Source organism: Deltaproteobacteria bacterium, assembly GCA_016931625.1.
GTDB lineage: Bacteria > Myxococcota > XYA12-FULL-58-9 > XYA12-FULL-58-9 > JAFGEK01 > JAFGEK01.
The window spans coordinates 1-25893 of record JAFGEK010000034.1 but is presented as its reverse complement, the minus strand read 5'-3'; the positions used below and the strand labels follow the sequence as shown (position 1 = coordinate 25893).

The following is a 25893-nucleotide window of genomic DNA, read 5'->3' as shown; positions in this document are numbered from 1 at the left end:
AGAGCAATGGCAGGACTGATCACGTGGAAAGAGGTCGAGAGCGTTTTGTGTTGCTCGGCCCGTCATGTCAGGCGATTGCGGGCCAAATGCGTGATCGAAAATATGGAGGAGCTGCAAAGACGGTTCAGAAACAAACGCAAACTTGAACAAAAGATACGGGAGCGATTACGAGAACCCCTGCGAGACAAGCGCGCTGGCCGCATTATAGGCACGCGCCCGAACGAATGAATATCGAACTGAGGTAGTAGAGATTATGCGGGAAGTATGAGCATAAAACATTTGCTTATCCAATATTAAAATGCTATATTCATCCATAAAAGGTAGATTCATCATGCCTCTTAGTATTAAAAATCGACACGCTGAAGAATTAGCACACGCAGTTATATGTAAAACTGGCGAAAGCTTAACGCAGGCCATTATAGTTGCTCTTGAGGAAAGGTTAGAACGATTACATGGTCGGCGGTCAGCACCAGATTTATTAGAGATAATTCATGAGATCCAACAACGCTACGCCAAGCTACCTGATATCGATTCACGTTCTAACGATGAGATCCTAGGTTATGATCAATTTGGAACCTTTGAGGGCAAATCGTGGTAATTGATACCTCAGCCATTATCGCTATATTATTACGAGAACCTGAGGCCGACGAACTTGCAACTTTTTTAATTCATGATGCTAAACGGCTTCTTTCAGCCTTCAATGCATTTGAGGTTGCAGCAGTTATAAGTGCTCGTAAAGGACCATCTGGTGTACGCGAATTCGATTTATTCTTACACCACACTGCGATTGAAATAGTACCTTTAACCGCAGATCATGTTCTACTAGCTCGTCAAGCATATTTAACATACGGTAAGGGGCGACATCCAGCATCACTAAACCTTGGTGATTGCTGCTCCTATGCCTTGTCGAAATTTTCAGGTGAGTCATTGCTATTTAAAGGAATGGATTTCCTCCAAACCGATATTATAGCGGTTTCCTCATAAATATTGAAAGACATCGACGAGGCAAGGACTTGAAAAAAATCCGTTGGAGATATTATAACGCGAACAGCTCTGTCAGTCCCGCAAGCAATCGCTCGGCAGAGGGGATGTCGAGCACAGCGATTCGGCGGACCAGACGCTTTTTATTGACAGTGCGAATCTGATCGAGGGCGGCGATGCCATCTTTGTTTTAAACCATGGTAGAGACGCGAAAGGCGTAGGGACGGTCCGTGGTCAGAGGCACAACGATAACCGTGTTCAATTGCTCGTTTAATTCGTTCGGCGAAACAATTACCGCAGGGCGTGTCTTTTGTAATTTCGTTGCCGACAGTTGGATCGAAGTTGACCAACCACACTTATACTAAACAACTAATTAATAAGTTTTTTTATGTGTAAACAACATTGCAAAAATATTTTTAAGGAGCAAAGAATGAAAAAGCTATTAGCAATATATAGTTTGAGTGTAGTTATTGCGCCAGTTCTCCTCTGCACCCAAGTAACCGTCTGGTGTCGGACACTTACAAACCAACCTATAGTGTACTGGCGCGCCCAGCAAGATTCGAACTTGCGGCCTACGGGTTCGAAGCCCGGTGCTCTATCCAGTTGAGCTATGGGCGCGCACAATTGTGTCGCCAGCTAGCGGTTCTTTTACATCAAGTCAATCTTATTTTTGCCAATAATTATTAAGTTTAATCGCTAACCTACTGCTGCTGCTGCTCGGGCATCATCATCATCGAGCTCAGGATCACGGGTATAAGCACAATTTCTATTAGCGCAACGAATTATCACGCCGTCTTTACGCACTTTATTAATCAGATAAGCATGACCACATACCGGACATGGTCCATTTATGGGACGATCCCAACTTGCAAAATTACAAGATGGATAACTAGAACAACCATAAAAGGTGCGACCGCGTTTAGAACGACGCTCAGCAATATAGCCACCACAACCATTAGGGCAGGCAACCCCGATAGACATCGGTTTTGTACCCTTGCAAGTGGGATAATTCTCACAAGCTAAAAATTGACCAAAGCGACCCCGTTTAACTACCATTGGCCCGCCGCATTGTGGGCAAGTCTCATCAGTTGTTGGCTCGGGCAAAATCTCAATACTTTGATCAGAGCGTCGCATATAATCGCGTGTATTACGACATTTAGGATAACCACGGCATGCCAAAAACGAACCGTTACGCCCCCATTTAATAACCATGGGTTCACCGCATTCAGAACAAGTATGCTCTGTTGGGATCTCTTCGCGCTTAACATCGCGCATTTCGGTTTTGGCCCGCTCTAAGCACTCTTGAAAGCCGCCAAAATAAAAATCAGATAGCAATCGCTGCCAATCAACTTTGCCTTCTTCTACCTCATCAAGCATATCTTCCATTTGTGCGGTAAACTTCACATCAAGCACGCGTGGAAATGACACCGTTAACAAGTCTGTTACTAAAGCTCCTAGTTCAGATGGATAAAAGCGCGCATCTTTATGTTTTTCAACATAACCACGACTGATAATTGTTGACATAATGGTGGCGTAGGTAGACGGGCGACCGATACCGCGCTCTTCAAGCTCGCGCACCAATGTACTCTCTGAAAAACGTGGTGGCGGTTGGGTAAAATGTTGCTCAGGCAGTAATTTTTCAAGCGCTAATTGCTCACCATCACTAAGTTCAGGCAACATACCTTTTGTTTCAGTACCTGCATCATCTTTATCTTTATCGCCCTTGTCTTCTTCGATTACTTCAGTTACCCCATGTGCCACTAAAAACCCCGGAAACTTCATAATTGAACCGGTTGCACGTAAACCATAATTGGCGGCATTAATATCTACGGTTGTTTGATCATAAACCGCTGGGGCCATTTGGCTGGCGACAAACCAACGCCAAATCAAACCATAGAGCTTAGCTTGCTCTGAAGTTAGATAGCGACTAACTCGCTCAGGCGGATAATCTAAGGAAGTTGGGCGAATGGCTTCGTGTGCATCTTGGGCGCCTTGTTTGGTTTTATAAATATTTGGCGTTTCTGGTACGTACGAAGCGCCGAAAGTATTGTTAATATATTCACGTGCGGCATTTTGCGCATCTTGTGAAACCCGCGTCGAATCGGTTCGCATATAAGTAATAAGCGCCACCGCGCCTTCTTTACCAAGTTCTACACCTTCATAAAGCTGTTGCGCTATCATCATGGTGCGCTTGGCGGTAAAACGTAGACGATTCGCCGCTTCTTGTTGTAACTTCGAGGTAATTAATGGTGGGCCAGCTCGACGACGACGTTCTTTTCTACTGATGTTCGCTACATTATATTTCGCGCTGTTAAGTACCGTCTCAGCGGTTTTGATGTCGCTTTGACTTTTGGGTTCAAACTTTTGCCCGTTTTCTTTAATAACTTTAGCTACAAATGAAGGTGGGCCACTAGCAGCTAACTGGCACTCAAGACTCCAATATTCTTCTGATTTAAATGCCGCAATTTCACGCTCGCGCTCAACCACCAAACGCACGGCAACTGACTGCACCCGCCCTGCTGATAAACCGCGGCGCACTTTGTCCCACAAAATTGGGCTGATCTGATAACCAACAATGCGATCAAGTATGCGGCGGGCTTGTTGTGAATCATAAAGATTTTTATTCAATGGTTGCGGATTAGCAATTGCCGCTTGAATCGCTTTTTTAGTTATTTCATTAAAAGCAATACGAAAAACCTTGCCCTCACCCTTTTTGCCGATTTCTTCAGCAATATGCCAGGCAATTGCCTCACCCTCACGATCAGGGTCAGGGGCCAAATAAACATAGTCAACTGTTTTTACTGCTTCTTTAATTTCTTTAATTACTTTGCTTTTGCCACGAATGGTTTCGTAATGTGGAGCAAAGCCATTTTCTAAATCAACTGACAACTTACTTTTTTGTAAATCTTTAATATGGCCTACAGATGCCTTAACCATATAGCCCGCGCCTAAATATTTCTTTATCGTCTTAGCTTTTGCTGGTGACTCTACGACTACTAAAGCACGCTCACCCTGATTTTTAAATGGCGCTAATTTATCATTTGCCTTGATACCTGCGTTATTTATATTTTTAAAGGCTGACTTAGCTTTACTTTTATTTTTGCTTGTAGCCTTACCTTTATTTTTTGTATTTGCTTTGTTGGTAGCTTGCTTTTTGGCCTTTGGCACTCTCTTTAAGCTTTTGGTGCCCTTAGTTTTAGGTTTAAGCTGCTGGTTATCTGCCAATGTGCTTTTTGGCGATTTGTTTTTTGGAGTACTCTTATGAGTCATCTAACAACCTCTAATGCGTGTTTATATGCACCATTTGCCCATATACTTACAAAAAACTGGGACTTATAATGTTGTGGCAGGGTCTTAACCACGTTAAGGCGCTTCTCGGCAAGCCCTCAAGGCGATTTTGTCGTATTCTATGGCTTAACAACTTCATGATGAATAAACCAATGATACGTTCTATTGGGTACAGCGCAACAACAATTTTTCTGTTTTTTTTAATTATTGCTGTTAATCAAGCATCAGCGAATTCAACGACTGCTGGTGAAGATCACAATAATTTTACCCTAGCTCTTATACGGTATTCTGGTGGCAATTGGAACCCACGACCACACGCACTTGAGCGATTAGCTTGGGAAATTCGCCGACGCACGAGTATTGCAATAAATTTAAATAGCGTAGCTGTCGAATTTAATGACGACATTTTTAATTACCCCTTGCTGATTTGGGAAGGCGAAGGCTTTTTCCCAAATTTGCCTGAAAAAGCCATACGTTTGCTGCATCAGCATCTACTTAAAGGCGGCACATTATTTATAGATATTTCTGATGCAAAAGTTGGCGGACCCTTTGACACCTCAATAAAACGTGAAATTAAACGTATCTTGCCGCGCGCTAAGCTTAAACGAATCGATACTGATCATGTGATTTACAAATCATTCTATTTACTCGATCGTCATGGTGGACGCGTAATCGCAAAACCATACCTTGAAGGAATCTTTATAGGTGATCGGCTTGCGGTCGTTATTTCTTCTAACGATCTGGCTGGGGCTATAGCCCGCGATGAATTCGGTCGTTGGGAATACGATGTTGGTCCAGGCGGCGATAGCACGCGTGAAATGAGCTTTCGCATGGGGGTTAATTTAGTTATGTACGCGCTGTGTCTCGATTATAAAGATGACCAAGTGCATATACCTTTTATTTTACAGCGCCGCAGGTAATATAAAGTGCAAGAGACTTTTTCTGATTGGACTCTAGTTACACTTTCGCCATTAGGCATATGGGGCCTCATAGCTGCAGGTCTATTAGCTATTGTTGCTGCGCTATTAGTAATTTGGACTTACCGCGAAGCCAAACGACCATGGTTATTAATAGTCGCTCGTTTATTAAGTGCGATTTTGCTAATAGGTCTACTTACTGAACCGGCAATACAATTGCGGGTAGTGCGTAAGGTTAAAAACCGGGTTGCCTTAATAATAGATCGATCTTTAAGTATGACGCTTGCCACCCCAAATGGCGCAACACGCTACGATGCCCTGCAAAAATTATTAAAAGATAGCAAAGAACAAATCGAACAACTTAACCATGAGCATGTTATTGAATGGTATGATCTTGATGGCCCAATAAATAGCAAAACCCTTAATGATATTCCTAGCGGTGAGACTACAGATTTAATCAAAGCGCTCGAAAATGCTAAAGTCGCCGGTAGTGGCAAGCCCCTCGCTGGTATTGTACTTTTTTCTGATGGCGCTGATAATGCAGGGCTTGAGGGTGTATTAAAAGCAAGTTTGTCATCGCAATCAATTTCTCGTTTGCAGCAATTAAATGCCCCAGTAAACACTATCAATTTAAGCGGTACAACTTTTAGTGATATTGGTATAGTTGATGTTCGAGCTGATGAGTTTGCTTTTGTGCACAATACTTTTTCTGTCGAGATCACCCTAGTATCTTCTGGGTTTGACGGCATTGCTATCCCAGTGACATTAAAACGTGATGGCAAAGTAATAACCGTACAAAGTGTGGCATTGAAAAAAAATGGTACTACTCGTCTAACGCTTAAAAGCAAACCTGACAAAATAGGCGAATATGTATATTCAATATCAGTACCCATACTCGCTGGTGAGGCTATTGTTGATAACAATGAACGCTCTTTTGTGGTCACCGTGATCCGCGATAAAATTCGCGTGTTGCAAGTGGTGGGTAAACCCAGTTGGGATGAGCGCTTTCTGCGACAATTGTTAAAAGAAAATCCCAATGTTGATCTTATCTCGTTCTTTATTTTACGCACGCCCAGCGATGTCAGTGCTGCCTCAGAGAGTGAATTATCGCTTATTCCCTTTCCGGTGGATAAGTTATTTACTACCGAACTTCGATCGTTTGATGTAGTAATCTTACAAGATTTTGACCATCGGCCCTATCCGATGGCGCAATATCTATCGAATATACGCGATGCCGTACGTAATAGTGGTCTAGGTTTATTAATGATCGGTGGTGATGAAAGTTTTGCTGATGGCGGTTATGCCAATACTGAAATTGCTGAGATATTACCGGTACGCTTAGATCATAATGGTATGATTAATGGTCCTATACCACTAATTTTAACTAAAGCAGGCCGCGTTCATCCCGTAACTGATTTAACTTATGGTTCAGGTACAAATGAAAATGCTTGGCAAGCACTGCCACCTTTAGCCGCTATAAATAATGTTGGTTGGTTGGCTGCTGGGGCTACCGCCTTACTAATTTCTCCTCGTGATCTCAGCGCCAGTGGGCCAATACCTATTATTGCCGTTACTGATGCTGGGCTTGGGCGTAGCATGATCGTAGCAACTAATAGTATGTGGCGTTGGCGTTTTTCATCGAGCCAAGATGGTGGCGCTTCAGAACGAGCATACTATCGTTTTTGGTCTAATGCCCTGCGTTGGTTGGTACGTGACCCTGAACATGCGCGCATACGTGTAACCCCTGAGCATCGTCGCAATAATGTAGGTTCTCCAATTGAAGTAAGCATTAGTGTACTTGATAGTGACTACCAACCGGTTAGTGGTGCGAATTTACAAATAACCTTATCATCAACTAAAGCCGGCACTCTGCAGCGTGATCATTTAACTACTAGTGAAGGTGGCGTAATACGTAAAACTTATAATAATTTACCAACTGACGCATATCATTTAAATGTAGAAGCTAGTTTGGGTGTTAACAAACTTGGTGTTGGCCAAGGAGTATTTATTATCGAAGCATACTCACAAGAACTTACCCAAGCTACGCCTCGACCAGACTTACTTGCAGCAATCGCTGAAACTACTAAGGGGCGTAATTTTGATAGTGATACCGATCTCTGGTCACATTTAAAATTAACTAATCCAGAGGTAGTTGAAGTCGATCGCCGCCGCAATATCGAAATTTGGGATAATGCTTGGGCACTGATACTAATTATCGCGGTGCTAGCGCTTGATTGGTCGATTAGAAGGCGAAGAGGGTATGTGTAATTTTTTTTATTTTTTAAATTTGCAATCGTTCTGCAATTTTTGATGCCAGATACCGCTAACCGTTGGACACCGTTATCATATTGCCATTAATACATATGAAAACATTAATCTTGATATTGTCAAAGCAATTATAAATTATCATTTATAATATTTGTTAGCATTTGCTTCATATTTATTAAGCACTTTTACTTAATTGCTTTAAATGTCACCTTAGTATTTAAATTTTTACCTTTAGGCAATAACAGGTAACCTTCTAAAGAATCAAATCTAGTCCAATTTTTACCGTTAATTTCTACCTGTTTAATTATAACAGATGGATCTTCAATTATATTGACGTAATGTTTTTCTCCTTCTTTATCTGCATTTAAATTAAAATAAAGCGTGGCTTCTTGTTTTTTCACAAACAAACTTAGATATAAATAATTAAATAATGCATGTTCCATACTATGATAAGCTGATTTATAGCGATCACCTTTTTGAGTACGATTAGGCTTACCATTTGGCAATAGTGTCGGATATACTTCGCCATATTTTTTATCAACCACATAATTATCCCAGAAATACGCACTCTCTTTAAATTTTTGTAAATATTGTTGTTCTCTGGTTATATTATATAGATAAAGCATTAAAAAATCACCTTCGGTTTGCGTCCACCAATCTTTGAGTTCTACTTTTTGAGGGTATAGTGTATCAAAACCTACATTAGGCGTGCGGTTAAATAAAAAGAACCATCCATAATATTTACTATCCCAGTTTTCTTTCATTTGTATTTCAGCAATTTGTTTTGCAGTTTTTATATATTCATTATTTTCAGTTAAATTTGCAACACGTAATAATACCCACGCAGTCTTTAAATTATGCCCCACCCACAACATATCTTCGACAGATTCCCAATCACCCGTAAATGTTTCACCGACATAGCTAGTTTTTGGATCGATCATTTTTGTTTTAACTATTTTGGCAAGATCTTTTATTTCATCTTTAAGTTTTGTTTGTTTAGTGGCCAAATAATAGTAAAGCAGATATGCAGAAAATGTATCTATTTGTGCATTAAATGATTTTTTACTTGAAACTAAATCCCAATTTGCTGCAACTTCGGCAAAATAGCCGCCATGTTTTTTATCCCAGGCTTTTTGTTTTAATAATTCATGAACGCGATTAACATACTGCAAAGCTTCATTATTGTTAGTAACAAAATAATATAAAACCGGGCCCAAATTGCCATATGTTTGATCAAAAAGATTTTTATAATTATTGGCAATGAGGTTTTCAGCCTCGTCTTCAAACACAACTTCATTGTTAGCATTCAAATACAAATGCCAACCACCATTAACTTTATCCCATCCATAATCTATTAAATAGCGCATACCATGTTTTGCATATTGCAAATACTTTTCATCACCGCTTAACAAATAAGCCACACAAAAACCATAAACAATGCGTGAAATCATACGCGGGTATTTGCCAACCGTATAGTCAATAGTGCCATCAAACATAATATTTGTATAAAACCCACCATTTTTTCTATCAATGGTTTTTTCCCAAAAGGGGATCATATTTACTAACGCTTGTCTCTGCCAATATTCAGGGCTGGTATATTTTTCTAAATCAAAAGCAACTGCGGGTTTAATATTAATACATGAAATGAGTAAGTATACGATTAGTAGAGTTGCCTTATGTATATTTAGCAGCATTTTATTTTTTATGAACATAAACATATAAGTCCTCAATTTGTCATTTCTACCAATTGGGAAAATCTTTTCTTTATCCACTAAGTCCTGAAGCCAGAGTCTCCATAAACTTACGATGAAATTTAATAAATAATGCTAGTGGTATTACCAGAGCTATAAAACTAGTAGCAGCGAGAGCACCGGGATCACCGATTAATCCGATTTTAAGTGGAAGGGTAAACATATTATCATCTCTTAATACTATCATAGGCATTAAAAAATCATTCCAGGCAAAACGAAACTGTATTATTGCCAGCGCCGCTAAGGCTGGCCGTGCTAAGGGCAATACAATATGCCACCAAATACGCAAATGCGAGGCACCTTCTAACTTTGCTGATTCTACAACTGATATTGGAAGTTTTATAAAATATTGCCGTAATAGAAAAACGCCAATACCAGATACTGAAGCGGGCAAAATTAAACCAAACCAATTATTAATGAGATGCAATTCATTCATCAATCGATAATAAGCAACTATATGCGCCGAAGTTGGTAACATTATAATAATAATAGCCATTATAAAGAAAATAGTTTTGGTGCGAGCTTTAATGAAAACTAGAGCATAGGCGTATAATGAACACACAATACTTGTCAAAATTACTGTCGTTATAGAAATTATTAATGAATTCATGAGAGCTCTACCGGTATCCCAATACATAAAACTCGCAAGATATGAATCACGAGTATAACTATCGGCAAACTGCCAAATCGGTTTTTGTAAAATCGCCGGTGGGGTTTGCAACACTTCTAGGGGTGGCCTAAGTGAAGCATCAAACATCCAAAGCAATGGTAAAACAAATATAATTGCTAAAATCGTAATTATTATGACAATAATCAATTGCGCGAGATTAATTGGCAAACGTCTTTCTTTAATAATTGGTGGCGTTTTATTAAATAAGGCTGCTTTTATGATAAATTTTCTTTCAAAGAAATAATATAAAAGCGTGGCTATAATATATGAGGTAATTAATAGTATTAGCGAAGCGGTAACCCATAGTTTATAGTCTCTAACTCCAATTTCATAATAAGTATGCAAATAGTAATGAACAATTAAATAAGAAACTAAATGATGCCATAGATAAAGGCCAAATGATATTTTAGCAGTAAATCTAAAAAATTTATTATCTAATAATTTACCAACAACACCAGAACGCCCAATAAATATAAGTAAGACAGCAAATAAAATTGTTAATACCGGAAAGAAATATGGTTGCTGTTGCAAACTAAAACTAAATGTTTCTGTGTGCCGTAGATTCCAAAGTAATATTGCTATCACTACAATCAATATTGTCGAAATGAAATCGGCGACTTTTTTAGATAAAACTTTTTTGTTTAAATGATTTATATTTGTCAGCTTAATTGCGATTGCTGCTGCAATAACCCCAATAGAAAAATGCGCAAATAAAGCTACCGGATTTATGTTTGGCATTAGCAACTTAGCATAACCTGCCATACCAAATTCAGCGCCGCGTTTTAGATTGTCGGGTGTTAAATATTGGTGAATTAAACGGTTAAATACTAAAATCAATACTTCTATGGCTAACCATACCAATAATACTTTACTAAATGACCTTTTTTTACCAAAACGAAATAGCAACATCATAATTATTGGTAAAAGTATTGAACAAAAAACTACTATACTAATTGTCCATAACGGTTGATTTACAAAATCAACCGGGAAAAAAGTGGTATAATGAAATGATGAAGTAAAAGTTACTCCAGCTAAAAAACGCGGCAGCACATATTGTAATTTGGGTAAGGAAAAAAACATCACTATGGTAGAAACAATTATTGCCAAATAAAACCCAGGCATTATGCGACCAGCACGCTTAATAAAATATTGTTTTATACTCGGTAAAGCTCCGTCATTTAAATATGCGTTAAAAAATGGGCGTGCGAGCAGAAAACCACTTAAAACTAAAAATGCGCTAATTGCGCATTGCCCTAATAAAGCAAATGCCCGTATTTCATAAGCAGTTTCAGACAAACGAAATTCATATAAACGAACAGCAATATGGTGAAAAAGTATGGCTAAACAAGCAATAGCTCTAAAACCATCTGCGCCTAAATAACACGAGTTGGTAATTTTGTTATTGTTAGTTTTCATTGGGTTTTCCGAGTCCGATTACTTTTATTTGTATTAAGCTAACCGTTAAAATGATAAAAAATGCTAACCAACCAGCAGCAGCAGCTACACCAAGCTCAAAATCCCCAGAAAATCCTCGCCAATATATATACATTATTATACTAACTACATTTTCACCAACTCCCCGACGAAAGAGCATAAACACTAAGTCAAAAATCAACATACAGCTTGCTGCAGTAGTAACTACCATAAATAAAATTGCTGGACGCATGAGTGGCAAAGTTATGCAAAAAAACTTTCTAAAAGGTGTTGCCCCATCTATTGCCGCTGCTTCATAAAGCATGGGATCAATAGTGCGATAATAAGTTAAAAAATAAATGGTAGGCAAACCTACACCTTGCCAAAAAGCAACAAAAACTAACAATGGAAAACTTAGATGAGGGTCAAAAGTCCATTGAAAATCGTTTGGCAGATGTAATAGTCCAAGAAACCAATTAACTAAACCGGGCTCACCTGAAAATAACAAATTAAACATCTGTGCTATGATGACTGAATTCATCAAATATGGGATAAAAAATGCTGCCGCCAACATGCCTTGCAATTTTTTATTGCGGATTTGATTAAGACCGCTCGCTAATAATAACCCCGCAGGTATTTGGGTTAAAATACAAGCAACTGCAAATTTGCTAGTATTTATAACTGATTTCCAAAACCAATCGTCTTTTATAATCTCTTTAAAATTTTCTAAGCCTATGAATTCACCGGGTTCAAAACCTTGGGCATCGGTTAGACTTATTAAAAACCCACGCACCAAAATAACAATGATAAAAATAAACATTAGCGCCAAAAACGGCGATATAAACAGAGTAAAACTTATGGGTTCGTTGGTTTTTGACATATGGCCCTGTTTATTATTTTTAAAGATCTACCCCTTTATACAATATTACGAGTTCAAAATGAAAAGGGGTTATCCCTCTTTTAAATTAGAAAATTTTAAATATAAGTTGCTTGCTCATTTTTGTACATTCCGCTCTAACGCAATTAATTGCTGTTTGCGCCAAAGACCTGCGCGATAGCCAGTAAGTTCACCATTTTTACCGATCACCCGATGACATGGGACAATAATAGCAATACGATTTTGCCGATTAGCATTAGCAACCGCTCGTATAGCTTTAGGTTTACCTAAACGTTTAGCTTGTTCTTGATATGAGCAACAAACCCCGTAAGGAATCTTCAGTAATGCTCTCCAAACGTTGCATTGAAATTCTGTGCCATACAAATCAAGGGGTAGCGAAAAAATTTGCCGCTCGCCCCTGAAGTATTCATCAAGTTGCCCTTTAAGTATTGTTATAAAATCATGCTTGCCAAATTTACTTTGACCAGACCATCGCTGCTTTACATCAATATCCTCAATTGAATGTTCACTATCTTCTAAAAACGAAAGCATACTCAAACCACGTGATGTTAACCCAGCCATCATCGGCCCTAATGGTGTATCAATTTTATCACTAATCAATTCAGGACATTTTAATTTGTTTTGGTTCATCGCTAACTAATCAATAAAAAATATAATAATGTAGAGATAAAATCAGGCGGATATTTTTTTAATACAATTTTGTAGTCGTTGTACTAACATGGTTACCCTTTTTTTAGTTTTAGCGTTATGCACTGCTATTGCCAAAGCTTTTTTACTCCCAATAACAATAACTATCTTTTTACCGCGAGTAATACCGGTATATAATAAGTTACGTTGCAACATCATATAATGCTGGGTGTGTAACGGCATTACAATACATGGATATTCACTACCTTGAGCTTTATGTACCGAACATGCATATGCTAAAACTAACTCATCACTATCCGCGTATTCATAGGCCACGCGTCGTCCGTCAAATGATACAAATATAAGTTGTTCGACGGCATCAATACCGACAACATAACCAATATCACCATTATATACATCAAGGTTATAATTATTGCGAATTTGCATTACCTTATCGCCGACACGTAATATACGACTACCTCTAACTATAGTCGAACCTTGGGGATTTAACAGCGATTGTAATTCTATATTTAAATTACCTGCACCCAACAAACCACGGTGCATAGGGGTTAGAACTTGCACATCGCGCATAGAATCAAATCCCCATTTGGCTCGCAAGCGATCTTTAACTACACTTTTTATAGTTGCGAGAACCTCTTCGGGTTCTTGACGTTCAATAAAATAAAAATCTGCATCTTGCTGGTTAGACTTATAAAACGGCATCTCACCGTGGTTAATTCTATGTGCGTTAACCACAATAAGACTACGCTCAGCTTGACGAAATATTTGTTGCAGTCGCACTAAAGTGGCAATATCTGATTTAATGATATCTTTAAGAACATTACCAGGGCCAACTGATGGTAATTGATCAATATCACCAACCATTATTAATTGTGCATGCAGTGGTATGGCTTTAACTAAATGATACGCCATAATCGTATCAATCATTGAAGCTTCATCAATTATTACCATATCCGCGGGTAAGGGATGATTATTATCACGCTGAAAACTCATATTCTTGGGGCTAAATTCTAATAAGCGATGAATAGTTTTTGCTTCATAGCCAGTAGCTTCACTCATTCGTTTAGCCGCTCGCCCTGTGGGAGCTGCTAATAAAATTCTACGACCTTTTTTCTCTAAAATCCGAATAATGCTATTGACTAAAGTAGTTTTTCCGGTGCCTGGTCCACCGGTAACCACTAAAACTTTACTGACAATCGATCGCCGAATCGCCTCACGTTGAGCATTAGCTAAATTTATATTTTGCTGTTGTTCAATCCATGTAATGGCTCGTTCAATATCAATGTTTACCGGAGTGACTGGCATCTGCATCATATCAGATAAATGTTTGGCTATACCTGCTTCAGCAACATGCAGCGATTTTAAAAACACCTTCGGCGAAGAACTATTTTGTTTATGACTTCTTTCAACAACTAAATGTTCTGTAGCAACTAACTTACTAATTGCCGTATCAATAATTTCATCTTCTATTTCTAACATCTTTGCCGCGTATGTAATTAAATCTGGGCGCGGATAACAAACATGACCTTCATCAGCTAACTCATTTAAAACGTGAAACACCCCGGCTTCTGCACGTTGTGGCGATGTAAGAGATATTCCGAGATTGCGTGCAATTTTGTCAGCAGTTAAAAAACCAATACCAAAAATTTCTAGGGCCAAACGATATGGGTTTTCTTTAACAACTTCGATTGCGTTTTGACCATATCGCTTAAATATTTTTACTGCCAAGGTTGTTGAAACCCCATGGCCCTGCAAAAACACCATAACTTCACGAATTTGTTTTTGCGCCTCCCACGCTTCTTTAATCATTTGGCTGCGTTTTTGACCAATACCTTCAACTTCACTTAAACGATTAAAGTGATTTTCAATTATATCTAAAGTATTAATACCAAATTGTTTGACTAAACGCTCGGCCATCACCGGCCCGAGACCTTTGATCATGCCTGAACCAAGATACTTTTTAATACCAGCAATATTGGCGGGTATTATGGTGGTATACGATTGAGCTTTAAATTGCAGACCATATTTTTTATCGTTAACCCAATCACCAACTATGCGCAGATTTTCACCCGGCTGCACACTCATTAAATTACCCACCACGGTCACCGGCTCAAAACAACCTGCTACTTGCAGTTTAATGACCGACCAAGCTGTATCTTCATTGCTGTAGGTAATTCGCTCGATAGCACCCTCGATAATAATATCTGGCTTTATCGTGGCCATGGTTTTTCTTTTTACTGACCCCATAATCACTATACCCATAACACATCATTGCCATAATCGCGCCAGCTATTAATTTTTATTTTCGTTAATTTCTTTTTGCCGTGTCTATTGAGCAGTGACGAGAAAAAATCACTTTTGTTCTTAAAGGAGACCAAAATGAAAGTTAAATATGGCATTTTATTAGTATCAATCTTGGCTAGCGTTGCCTGCAAAGAAGAAGAGGAAAAAACCAATAATTTCAGCAGTGCTATCCCTAGTCGTGAAGCGATAACCATTCAAACTCCCGAAAGCCAAAATCACAATGCATTAACCATAGGCGAACGAAGCGAATACTATACCTTAACACGTGCGATAACCTTATCAGTTAATGTGTTAATAGTTGGCATATTCAGCATTCTCGAAGATATTATTGCCCTGCCACCAACTACTATTGACGGTAATAAGGCCATTTGGGGGCCTGGGGATGATGGCGACGCGCTTAACCCCAGTTTGTATCGCTTAGTAGTAATAGAACAATCACCTAATATTTATAGTTATACTTTAGCATTTAGAAATAAAAACCTTCCGGAAAACGAAGATAGTTACCAAAATCTTATTAGTGGTACGGCAGATAAAACATCTGGGGTTAATGATGGTTTTGGAACGATGACCTTATTTGTTGACAACTGGGGTGTTGCTGATGGACGCAATTGTGGTACAGGTAAACTTGATGTTTCATATGATACTGCGACTGAACCACAAAAACTAGAAGTAGGTTTCATTTCGTTCAGTACTTGCGAAGACCCCGATGAACTTATCGATGATGCCCAATATTATTATGACCGCTTTGTAGATGGTTCAGGAAATTTTCAGTTTTCAGCTAACAATGATTTACAAGAAGGCGCTATTGTTCCTGCAGTTAATGAACGTTTTGAAGTTCGGTCACGCTGGGACGCAACTGGGGCTGGCCGCTCAGACGTTAGAATTAGTGGTGGTGACTTACCTAAAATTGCCGAAATAATTACCGCTAGTGAATGTTGGGATAGTAAGTTTACTTTAGTATACGCTACCATCGATCCAGATTTTGTTGATCAAAATCGCCTCATTGGTGAGCTTGCCGATTGTGTTTTTGCAGACACTAGTTTGCCAGCAAAACATTAAGCTTTTTATAAATAAAAGTAACCTAATTGAACCCCGTAGGTGTTAATTATCTACGGGGTTCTTGCATTTTATTTATTGCAGGTAACAATGAGGTATATGGATGCCGCCCAACCCGATATTCACGACCTTTATATTCGCTATGGGCGTGCCATATATCGTCGTTGCCAATATTTTCTGCAAAATGATTATGAAGCGCATGACGCTATGCATGAAGTATTCATTAAAGTATGTGAGAAATATAATAGTTATAAGGGAAATGCATCTTTATTAACCTGGGTTGTAAAAATTACCACCAACTACTGCCTTAATCTGTTACGTACAAAACGTGCCGTCTGGCATGACCGCTATCAACAAACCGTAAAAGTCGACGCAAATTCACGTATTTCGGATACTGATCAACTTGAACGCCGCGAAATTATTCATACTATCTTAGATAAATTAGAACCAGATATCCAACAAGCCGCAATTTATTATTATGTAGACGAAATGAAACAAGAAGAGGCTGCTGCTGCATGCGGTTGTTCTGAACCAACTTTACGTAAACGTCTGCAACGTTTTTTAATGATTGCACAACGTGAATTAAAGTTAATTGATAGTGATATAGTTTTCGATAATTTAATAAATGACGAGAAATCTTAATGCTTAAGGTTAAATGCAAACAAAGCCTTTTGGTCGGTAATAATTCGATATTAAAAATGTGCGTTAGATCACATTTATTTTCGGATTTTGGTTTTAATTGTGTCTAATAGGTTGAGGTCATTAACATGAATCGGCCCAAATTTAGTCGTTTTATGCTTGAGCAATACTTATCTGGTGAACTGTCAGATACTGAACGTCAAGAGCTAGAACATGCTCTAGCAGAAAATCCGAAATTAGCAGAACAACTTAATGATCTAAAAAATGATATACAAAATTTTACTAATGAGATTCCGTATAGTTCTTTTGTCGTTGAACATGAAAAACGATTAGCTATTAATCAACAAAAATTATCTATAAAACGCCTTTTTAATATTCGCACCTGGTGGCCATCATTAACCTTAGCCGCAAGTGCTACTGCTGTTTTTATTTTATTTGTTAATAGCGATCGCATGCAAAATGATAATAATGTTGCCAATAATGGTACTACAATCGTTAGTACAGATATAAATTCTCAAACGCACCTTAAAGGTTCTAGCATTTCACTATCAGCGCATATTCAAGAACCAAATAAAAAATCGCGACCTGCCACCGCAGGAGAAATCGTTGCTGCTGGCACTAAAGTACAGCTTTACTATAATGTCGGTAATTTTTCTTACATGGCAATCATTGGTATTGATGGTCTAGGCAACGTCTTGCGTTATTGGCCAGAGCAAGGTGAGCAATTGACACCAATTACATCCGATATATCAGAGACCTTGCCATTTGCACTCACCTTAGATTCGACTCATGGGCGCGAAGAATTTATTGCCGTTTTTGCCACCCAACCATTACCAATAGATATTATTTTAAAAGCTGCACAAAATACCTTAAATGAATCTTCACCTAATCAAGCGCGTCAATTAAATTTACCTAATGATGTCAAACAAGCATCATTTTGGTTGATAAAAAAATGAAAAGTATTGGTTTCAAAATTGTGGTATCAGTCTTAATACTCTTATTGGCAAGTACTATCTCGCATGCCGCAATTTCATCAAACCATGCCCGCGAACGCCGTGTTGCTTTCTTAGTTGCCCATCCCTTTGGTGGTGAGGATTTAACTCCTTTACGCTACACTGCTAATGATCTTTATCGGATGCAAGAAGTTCTGCAAAACCTTGGTGGTTTTGCTAAAGAAGATATCATTGTTAGTCTTGGGCAAAACGTAGAGCAACTTCGTAAAAACTTTACCAAAGTACGCAAACTACTTAAGCAACAACAAGAAAAATCAAATACCTCTGCCCTATTTCTCTTTTACTATTCAGGACACGCCAAAGACGGTGCATTACGTTTGGGCAACTCTCAACTGCCCTTAGTTGAACTAAAACAACTACTAGAAGCTACGGGGGCAAAATTACAAGTCGCACTATTAGATGCATGTCGTGCTGGTGGTATAACGTTACTCAAAGGTGCTACTCGTTCACAGCCTATTACTATTTCAGTTGATCACTCTGCTATGCAAACTGGACAAGTACTAATCAGTGCTTCAAGTGAAAATGAAGACGCTCAAGAAGCCGATGATATTCAAGGTTCTTTCTTCACTCATTTTATAACCAGTGGCCTTCGTGGTGCTGCCGATAGTAACAATGATGCGCTCGTTACTCTTTCTGAAGCTTATGCATATGCCTATAGTGCAACTGTCGCACGCACAGTGGCTAGTCGCGGAGGTATTCAACATCCGACTTTTCGCTTTAATATGCGTGGTGCAGGTGACGTTGTATTAACCCGTCAAGATACCGCCTCACATATCTTATTATTCCCTGAGCAACTATTTGGCAGTTTTGTGCTCTTTGATAATGCACATCGCACTGTAACTGCTGAATTAGAAAAAAGTGTTGGTGAAGAGGTTCGTCTCGCTGTTGATGATGGTGACTATATTTTAAAAAAACGTGAGCTTGACCATGTTTTGCTTAAAAATATTCACATTCATGGTAAGGGCACAACCAAAGTTACACTTGTAGGCATGCAACGCCTGGCGCTAGCTGATGACTATGCCAAGGGCGCGGTGATAACCATTGAAGAAATTCGTCAAGGGCGACTCGGCGTAAGATTGATAGCGATGCTTGGCACGCAAACTTTTTTATCAGCACCTATACGCTCAGAATATTTGCCCAATCTAGGCACTGTAAAATTAGAACTTGCTTTAACAAATTTATTAAGACGCCATCTTGGGCTTAAAATTGATGCGGGTATAGGCAGCAGTGGCAATCGCTCACTTACTATCAATGACCGTTCTTTAGGCAAACTAAATTATAATGTTGAGGTAACTGAATTAACTTTAGGTTTAGCACTTTTATATGAATATCCCATAAACGAATGGTTAACTTTAAACACCAGTGGTCGCTTAGGGATGATTTTAGTTAATCGAAAATTTATAGAAAACTTTCTACCACCTCAAAATTTCGCCACGCTGACTCCTGGGCTTGGTGTTGGTATGGCCTTTCGTTTTACTGAGGCGATTAGTGCTGGGGCTAATGTTTATGGACACTACATGTATTTTGAAAGCGATGAGACTCAATCACTCGCCTACCTTGATGCGGGTCTATATCTAGCGGTGGATTTACGATGAAACGACAAATTTTAAATATTTTTAATAAGGTCGGCCAAATTATGGCTCCTATTGCCATGAGTATTGTTATAGCAATTACCTGTAATGCTTGTGGTGTATTATCAAATCTTGATCTCGTATTTTTGGCGGCAGTACCAAAAAGTAAAGATGTAAAAGTTGATGTACCAATGGCTAATACCAATCAAGCAAATGCCCTTATCGGCGCACCAGCAGATGCATATAAACAAGCTTCTGAAAATGCTGACAACATCAATCCAGGTGTGGCATCAGTTCTCGATTTTGTTGATAGTTTTGCACGTAGCTACCCACCTACCAAAAGAACCAACAATAGTAGGATTTGGGGGCCCATAAAAAATATTGACAATAAAGGGATAACTGTTCGTTTTAAAATCAATCGTAGCGAGCAAGCTGATGGCACCATGCGCTACACCTATTGTTTACATGCAGGTCGTGATGAAGAAGTAACAGATGAACAACCTACATGCGAACAAACATTTGCCGGTGGTATGTATGCAATTCTTTATGGCAGTTATGTACCTACGCCGGGCTCTACTAGTGCACGCACAGGTGTTGGTGACTTTGTTCTTGATTTAGAAACTTCATATACTATTGGTCTCGGTGACCCAGCCGATCGTGGTGTGCTCAATATTAGCTATAATATCGACGATTCGCTTGATACTAAAACTATTGATCTTGAAGTAAACAAACCAGCGATAGATGACCATGTCGCAATCGAAGCAACTTACCACTATGACCGCAATGAAAATGGTCGTGTTGCTATGTATATAAATGTTAAAGATGATTTTGAAAAAACTACTAGCGCTATTGAAAATTTAATTCTCGACACCTGTTGGTATAAAGATGGGATTGGCCGCGGTGAAACTACTTTTATTGGTGGTGATTTTACTGCGCTTGGTCCAATCACTGCTATTGAATGCTGGAATGTGGCGCATATGCGCACATTCTATCAAATAGAATTGGCACAATGGCCTGCTGGTAATTCACAAGAGGGGGATGCAAGTTATTGCCCAGAGATAGATTGTCCGTAATGACTTAGCCTATTTTTATAACTAGTAGTGTATAGGACATGTCTTTAAAGTCTGAATCATTCAGTGTTATTATTTATTAATGGTTAATTGTCATCTATCAATTTAATGAAGTAGCGCGTATAAATAAGCTGCAAAGCTGTCAGTAAAAGTGCAATATCTTTAATAGCAGCATTAATTTTAATTACAAATCTCACATTGTAAAGGAAGTAAATTGTGACTGAAAAATATGGCTTAACAGCACTGCAAGTAAGTCCTGAACACCCAGACTTTTTAGATTTGCCTTGGTCACAGCCTTTAGCCAGGTGGTCTGAACACTGCAACCGCTTAATCGAGGTTGAGCGTGGTATATCACGGCATACGGTTTTATTTACTCAATATAAGAATGCAATTTATGCCATTAAAGAATTACCACCTGAGGTAAGCAAACGCGAATATGAAGCTTTGCGTTGGCTTGAAGAAAATGGCTTGCCTGCAGTTGTTCCGGCTGGTCACGCTCGTGTAATTACTGAAGAAGGCGAAACTAGTATCCTGATTACTCGCTTTTTAGATGACTCGCTGCCTTATCGCACTTTATTTCAAAACCCCGGTCTTGAACGTTATCGTACCCGACTTCTTGATTCCATAGCCGCTCTGCTTGTACGTTTGCATTTAGCTGGTTTCTTTTGGGGAGATTTTTCTTTATCAAATACCTTATTTCGCCGCGATGCTGGACAACTGCAAGCCTACTTAGTTGATGCTGAAACCTCTGAAACCCATGAAACTCTCAGCGATGGTCAGCGTGAACATGATTTAATTATTCTTGAAGAGAATGTAACAGGCGAGCTTGCAGATGTGGCGGCTTTTTCACAGCTCGCCTCAATGTTCGACCTTTATGAAACTGGACCCGAGATAAGACGCCGTTACACACGATTATGGAATGAGATTAATCGTGAAGTACTCATGACCCCTGATGAAAGCTGGCGTATTCATGACCGCATTCGCGCTCTTAATGCTTTAGGTTTTTCGGTTGGCGAAGTTGAACTTGAAGCAACAGGTGATGGTAGCCGTTTACGCATGCGCACTATCGTAACTGATCGTGATTATTATCGTCATTTGTTGCATAATCTCACAGGTTTAGTTGCAGAAGACCGCCAAGCTGAAGTTATGGTTAATGAAATTCATGAGTTACGCGCGACACTAATTCGCACCGAAGGTCGTAACATTCCTCTAAGCATTGCGGGATATCGCTGGCTTAATGAACGTTATAAACCAACAGCCCAGCATCTAGCACCATTGGTTGGCAAACGCGGTATGCCTGCTGAATTATACTGTCAGTTGCTTGAGCATAAATGGTTTCTTTCTGAACGTGCTGGTAGTGATGTAGGCTTAGAAGCAGCAACTTCTGATTATTTAAAACGCTTTGAACCGCGCAACTAATAAATTACAATATCCAAAATCTCTACTGACATAATGCTGTCAGTAGGTCTCAAATATACATGAATCTCCAAACAAGGAGAACCGTTGTGCGTTATAACAAAACTATTCCCATTATAATTACAGAACAGCTAGAAAAGGTTAAAGAATTTTACACGAAACTTTTAAATTTTTCGGTAACCTTTGACCACCCAGAGTATTTAGCATTAAAACATAAAACCAACTCAGATCTTGAAGTTGGTTTTATGAAACCACAACCAGGCCAAGCTATCTACAACAGTGGCCTGTTTCTCGGATTTGATGTAACAGATGTTGATGCTGAATATAAAAGATTAATTGCTGATGGTGCTATAATATTTCAGCCGCTTTCTGATAAACCATGGGGAGATCGCAGTTTTGCTATTCAAGACCCTATTGGGGTGACTTTATATTTTTGCACCCCTATTGAACCTTCTGGCGAATTTAAGAAATATTTTAAATAGATAAGGATAAATTCAATGTCATCTTTAAAAATCAACCATAACTGCCACATCTGTGATGGCCGTGAAAATTATTCGGCATTATCGATTATTGCCGAAAATATAGTGGTGATTGCACAATTTGTTTTAGCTGCCACACTAATGCGTAATTTTTGGCTTTTTAATTTTCCATTACTAACTATTGCCTTTATTGTTTATTGTTTAGTTATGTTAGGATATGTACTGCGGCGTCATCTCTGTAGTCATTGCTATTATTACGATAAATGGTGCCATTGCGGTTGGGGTAAGCCGGCTGCCCTAGTAGTTAAAAAATCTGAAACCCCAATGCCAACCAAAAGTAAATTAGCTTCATTTTTTTGGTTTTCAGTTTTGGTGTTACCAATATTCACTTTTATATTGTCATTGATACTCAACCTAACAACATTTCGTACAGAACTACCTTATCTGCTATCATTTACTTTAACCTTGGTAATTTCAGGCGCAATGCATGTTCGTGATTGTAAAGAATGCAAAATGCGTCTTGTTTGCCCAGGCAGTGCTGCAAAAAAAGAATAATCATGCGTCGCGCTGATCGTTTATTTCAGATTGTCGAATTTTTACGTCGCAGTAAACGATCAGCCGTTACCGCTGAGCAATTGGCCAATCGTTTAAGTGTATCAGTACGAACCATTTATCGCGATTTAGCCGACCTTAGTCGTTCTAGTGTGCCCATTCGTGCTGAAGCTGGCATTGGTTATGCTCTTGATAAGGGCTTTGACATACCACCGTTAATGTTTTCTGCTAGCGAAACAGAAGCTTTGGTTTTAGGTGCACGCATGGTGGCTGCCTACTCTGATGTGCAACTAACCGAATCTGCCACCAGTGCCTTAGCAAAAATAGAAGCAGTACTACCAGAGATCATGAAATCGCGATTAGTCAATTCGCGCTTGTTTGCGCTATCATTTAATATTGCACGCCCCAAACCTGAACTTTTTAAAGTGTTGCATAGCGCTATAGAAACACATAATTTTGTAAATTTAATTTATCAGCGGCAAGATGGGGCACGTTCAAAACGTAAGGTTAGACCTTTATTTTTGGCCTTCATGATACCACATTGGCTACTTACCGCTTGGTGTGAATTACGTGGTGCTTTTCGCAACTTTCGTCTTGATCGAATAATAAATTTTTCAATCAACAAAAATACTTTTCACGACGAGCCCGGTAAAACCCTTGATGATTTCATGAAACAAATCGAACAAAATTAATTTTTTAAAAACTAGGGGGTAACCCTACTTATCTACAAATATGTTTGGTATCTTTTAATCATGCATAAAGGCAGCAGTATTGTGAATGGTAAAGTGGCACATATGTCAAGCTTTGCTAACGTCCAAGTTTGACAAATCGCTACCTAGATACTGTTTTACCTATCGCAATTATATACATCTATGCCAATAGTAAGATTGTGAATGAATATAATTTCGTCGTTACCTCGGCATTAGCTATCGAAGATCTCGTAGCAGCCGAATTGCAAAATTTTGGCGCTCACGCAATAAAACCCGGGCGAGCTGTAGTGCATGCTTGCGGTTCTCTTGAAGTTATCTATCGTACTTGTTTATGGTCACGCGTCGCCAGTCGCGTTTTACTACCGATCACGACTTTTTCCACTGATTCTGTAGCGACGCTTTATGATGCAATCTATGCAATCGATTGGCAAAAACATCTCGGTCCTGATGATACTTTGGCGGTCGATTTCAGTGAGCGCGATTCTGCTATTAGTCATACTCATTTTGGCGCTCAAAAAATCAAAGACGCCATTGTCGACAAGCTACGTGATATTTTTGGACGCCGACCTGATATTGACCGTATTACTCCTAAGCTAAGAATAAATGTTCGCCTAGAAAATAGTAATGCCACTGTAGCTATAGATATGAGTGGGGCAAGTTTGCATCGACGAGGTTATCGTCTTGATTCTACCACTGCTCCTATGCGTGAAACCTTAGCTGCTGCAGTATTATTACGTTCACGTTGGCCGCAAGCAGCAGATGAACAAAAACCATTAATCGATCCCATGTGTGGCTCAGGTACTTTACTTATCGAAGCGGCTTTAATCGCATTAAATCGTGCTCCTCAACTGACACGAAAACACTTTGGCTTTTTAGGATGGCGCGGTCACAAGCATGATATATGGAACCATTTGCTAAAAGAAGCCAATGATCAGAAAAAGCATAATTATACTGGTATTATTCAAGGTTCTGATATTAATGCCGCTACTATAAGCGCAGCGCGCGATAATGCTGTTCGTGCTAAAGTATCTCAGCTTATACAATTTAGCGTTAAACCATTTACTGATTTATTTATCTCAGCAACAGCAACTAAACCAGGCATGATAGTTGTTAATCCGCCATATGGTGAACGTCTTGGTGATGAAGATCAATTACAGCAGCTTTATAAGGACTTTGGCCAAACACTAAAATCTCGCTTTGGTAACTGGAGCGCTCATGTATTAACAAGCTCAATTGTACTAGCTAAATCTTTGGGCTTAACCGCAAAACGCACTAATACTCTTATGAATGGTGCGCTTTCTTGCCAATTACTTCATTGTGATATTCATTCACCTAAAGATAAAATTTTGCAAATTAACAAATCCCCAAAAATCGATGAAGCGTTAGCTAATCGTTTACATAAAAACTTGCGTCGTTTAGAGCGTTGGGCATCGCGTGAAAAAATTGATTGTTATCGAATCTATGATGCGGACCTTCCGGAATTTGCTGCTGCTATTGATCGATATAATAACCATATAGTTCTACAAGAATATGCTCCGCCAGCCCATATTGATAAAGAACGAGCACGGCAACGTCTTATGATATTAAAAAACACCGTACAATCGGTGACCCAAATACCACTTAATCATATCGTAATAAAAACTAGACGACGCCAAAAACCTGGTGAACTTTATGAAAAACTAAATAACCTAAATAAATTAATCAATATTCAAGAAGGCCAGTGCAAATTCTTGGTTAACCTGACTGATTATCTTGATACTGGTTTATTTTTAGATAGTCGTTTAATTAGACGTTTAATCGGCGAACTTGCAAAAGGGTGTGATTTTTTAAATTTATTCGCTTATACAGGTAGCGCAACTGTATATGCTGCACTTGGAGCTGCACGTAGTACTACAAGTGTTGATCTCTCAAAAACTTATTTATCCTGGGCAGAACGTAATCTACATCTCAACGGTTTTGAAGGCCGACAACATAAATTCATCCAAGCTGACTGTCGCGTTTGGTTAGAAAACAATCAAAATCGCTATGGACTTATCTTGCTCGATCCCCCAACTTTTTCGAGTTCAAAACGTATGGATGGCACTCTTGATATCCAACGTGATCATTCTCAATTAATTAATAATGCAGTAAGGCTTTTAACCAAAGATGGGATTTTAATTTTTTCTACAAATTACCGCAGATTTAAACTCGATAAAGCCAATATTACTAATATGCAGGCTATTGAAATCACTGCTGAAACAATACCGATT

At 39.0% G+C, this 25893-nt stretch carries 20 protein-coding genes, 1 tRNA gene and 1 pseudogene; 14 read left to right on the top strand and 8 right to left on the bottom strand.

Going from position 1 to position 25893, the window contains the following annotated elements:
• Window positions 1-331 precede the first annotated feature (331 nt).
• Together JW841_03075 and JW841_03070 are read left to right on the top strand one after the other, a co-directional pair.
• Entirely contained in the window at window positions 332-598 is a 267-nt protein-coding gene (locus JW841_03075; protein ID MBN1959903.1) for a type II toxin-antitoxin system VapB family antitoxin, read from the top strand.
• A complete protein-coding gene (locus JW841_03070; protein MBN1959902.1) occupies window positions 592-984 on the top strand; it encodes a type II toxin-antitoxin system VapC family toxin in 393 nt (130 codons plus the stop codon). The genes JW841_03075 and JW841_03070 overlap by 7 nt, the downstream gene beginning before the upstream one ends.
• Before the next feature lie 52 nt (window positions 985-1036).
• Here JW841_03070 and JW841_03065 read toward each other — a convergent pair.
• From JW841_03065 to topA, 3 genes and pseudogenes are all read right to left on the bottom strand, one after another.
• A pseudogene (locus JW841_03065) lies at window positions 1037-1337 on the bottom strand (type II toxin-antitoxin system PemK/MazF family toxin).
• Window positions 1338-1522: 185 nt separating this feature from the next.
• Window positions 1523-1599, bottom strand: a tRNA-Arg gene (locus JW841_03060).
• Between the two features lie 78 nt (window positions 1600-1677).
• Complete coding sequence (gene topA / locus JW841_03055; protein MBN1959901.1) at window positions 1678-4251, bottom strand: type I DNA topoisomerase; 2574 nt, start codon at window positions 4249-4251, stop codon at window positions 1678-1680.
• Window positions 4252-4406: 155 nt separating this feature from the next.
• On the opposite strand from topA, the gene JW841_03050 reads away from it, so the two are divergent.
• Both JW841_03050 and JW841_03045 read left to right on the top strand, forming a co-directional pair.
• Entirely contained in the window at window positions 4407-5189 is a 783-nt protein-coding gene (locus JW841_03050; GenBank protein ID MBN1959900.1) for a DUF4159 domain-containing protein, read from the top strand.
• A 6-nt stretch (window positions 5190-5195) separates the two neighbouring features.
• On the top strand, window positions 5196-7454 hold the full coding sequence (locus JW841_03045; protein MBN1959899.1) for a hypothetical protein: 2259 nt from the start codon (window positions 5196-5198) through the stop codon (window positions 7452-7454).
• Between the two features lie 185 nt (window positions 7455-7639).
• On the opposite strand, the gene JW841_03040 is transcribed toward JW841_03045, so the two are convergent.
• From JW841_03040 to JW841_03020, 5 genes are all read right to left on the bottom strand, one after another.
• The gene (locus tag JW841_03040) at window positions 7640-9226 is read right to left on the bottom strand and encodes an AGE family epimerase/isomerase (protein MBN1959898.1); all 1587 of its coding nucleotides are present in this window, start codon (window positions 9224-9226) and stop codon (window positions 7640-7642) included.
• Window positions 9219-11291, bottom strand: coding sequence for an acyltransferase family protein (locus JW841_03035; protein ID MBN1959897.1), 2073 nt, complete (start codon window positions 11289-11291; stop codon window positions 9219-9221). Before JW841_03035 ends, JW841_03040 begins: the two co-directional genes overlap by 8 nt.
• Entirely contained in the window at window positions 11281-12108 is an 828-nt protein-coding gene (locus JW841_03030; protein MBN1959896.1) for a sugar ABC transporter permease, read from the bottom strand. The genes JW841_03035 and JW841_03030 overlap by 11 nt, the downstream gene beginning before the upstream one ends.
• Before the next feature lie 174 nt (window positions 12109-12282).
• Complete coding sequence (locus tag JW841_03025) at window positions 12283-12750, bottom strand: methylated-DNA--[protein]-cysteine S-methyltransferase (protein MBN1959895.1); 468 nt, start codon at window positions 12748-12750, stop codon at window positions 12283-12285.
• 108 nt (window positions 12751-12858) lie between these two features.
• Window positions 12859-15057, bottom strand: coding sequence for an ATP-dependent RecD-like DNA helicase (locus JW841_03020; protein MBN1959894.1), 2199 nt, complete (start codon window positions 15055-15057; stop codon window positions 12859-12861).
• Between the two features lie 156 nt (window positions 15058-15213).
• Between JW841_03020 and JW841_03015 the strand changes: the two genes are divergently transcribed.
• From JW841_03015 to rlmKL, 10 genes are all read left to right on the top strand, one after another.
• The gene (locus JW841_03015; GenBank protein ID MBN1959893.1) at window positions 15214-16197 is read left to right on the top strand and encodes a hypothetical protein; all 984 of its coding nucleotides are present in this window, start codon (window positions 15214-15216) and stop codon (window positions 16195-16197) included.
• Between the two features lie 96 nt (window positions 16198-16293).
• The gene (locus tag JW841_03010) at window positions 16294-16836 is read left to right on the top strand and encodes a sigma-70 family RNA polymerase sigma factor (GenBank protein MBN1959892.1); all 543 of its coding nucleotides are present in this window, start codon (window positions 16294-16296) and stop codon (window positions 16834-16836) included.
• Between the two features lie 125 nt (window positions 16837-16961).
• Entirely contained in the window at window positions 16962-17789 is an 828-nt protein-coding gene (locus JW841_03005) for a hypothetical protein (protein MBN1959891.1), read from the top strand.
• Between the two features lie 20 nt (window positions 17790-17809).
• Window positions 17810-19441, top strand: coding sequence for a caspase family protein (locus JW841_03000; GenBank protein MBN1959890.1), 1632 nt, complete (start codon window positions 17810-17812; stop codon window positions 19439-19441).
• Window positions 19438-20490, top strand: a complete 1053-nt coding sequence (locus tag JW841_02995) for a hypothetical protein (protein ID MBN1959889.1) — start codon at window positions 19438-19440, stop codon at window positions 20488-20490. Before JW841_03000 ends, JW841_02995 begins: the two co-directional genes overlap by 4 nt.
• A gap of 213 nt (window positions 20491-20703) precedes the next feature.
• Window positions 20704-21906: a DUF4032 domain-containing protein gene (locus tag JW841_02990; protein MBN1959888.1), complete on the top strand. Its 1203-nt coding sequence runs from the start codon at window positions 20704-20706 to the stop codon at window positions 21904-21906.
• Between the two features lie 86 nt (window positions 21907-21992).
• On the top strand, window positions 21993-22385 hold the full coding sequence (locus JW841_02985; protein ID MBN1959887.1) for a VOC family protein: 393 nt from the start codon (window positions 21993-21995) through the stop codon (window positions 22383-22385).
• A gap of 15 nt (window positions 22386-22400) precedes the next feature.
• Window positions 22401-22937 (top strand): hypothetical protein, encoded by a 537-nt coding sequence (locus JW841_02980; GenBank protein ID MBN1959886.1) that lies wholly within the window; start codon window positions 22401-22403, stop codon window positions 22935-22937.
• 2 nt (window positions 22938-22939) lie between these two features.
• A complete protein-coding gene (locus JW841_02975; GenBank protein ID MBN1959885.1) occupies window positions 22940-23626 on the top strand; it encodes a YafY family transcriptional regulator in 687 nt (228 codons plus the stop codon).
• A gap of 197 nt (window positions 23627-23823) precedes the next feature.
• Window positions 23824-25893: bifunctional 23S rRNA (guanine(2069)-N(7))-methyltransferase RlmK/23S rRNA (guanine(2445)-N(2))-methyltransferase RlmL (gene rlmKL, locus JW841_02970; protein MBN1959884.1), on the top strand; the 2070-nt coding region annotated here is incomplete at its 3' end.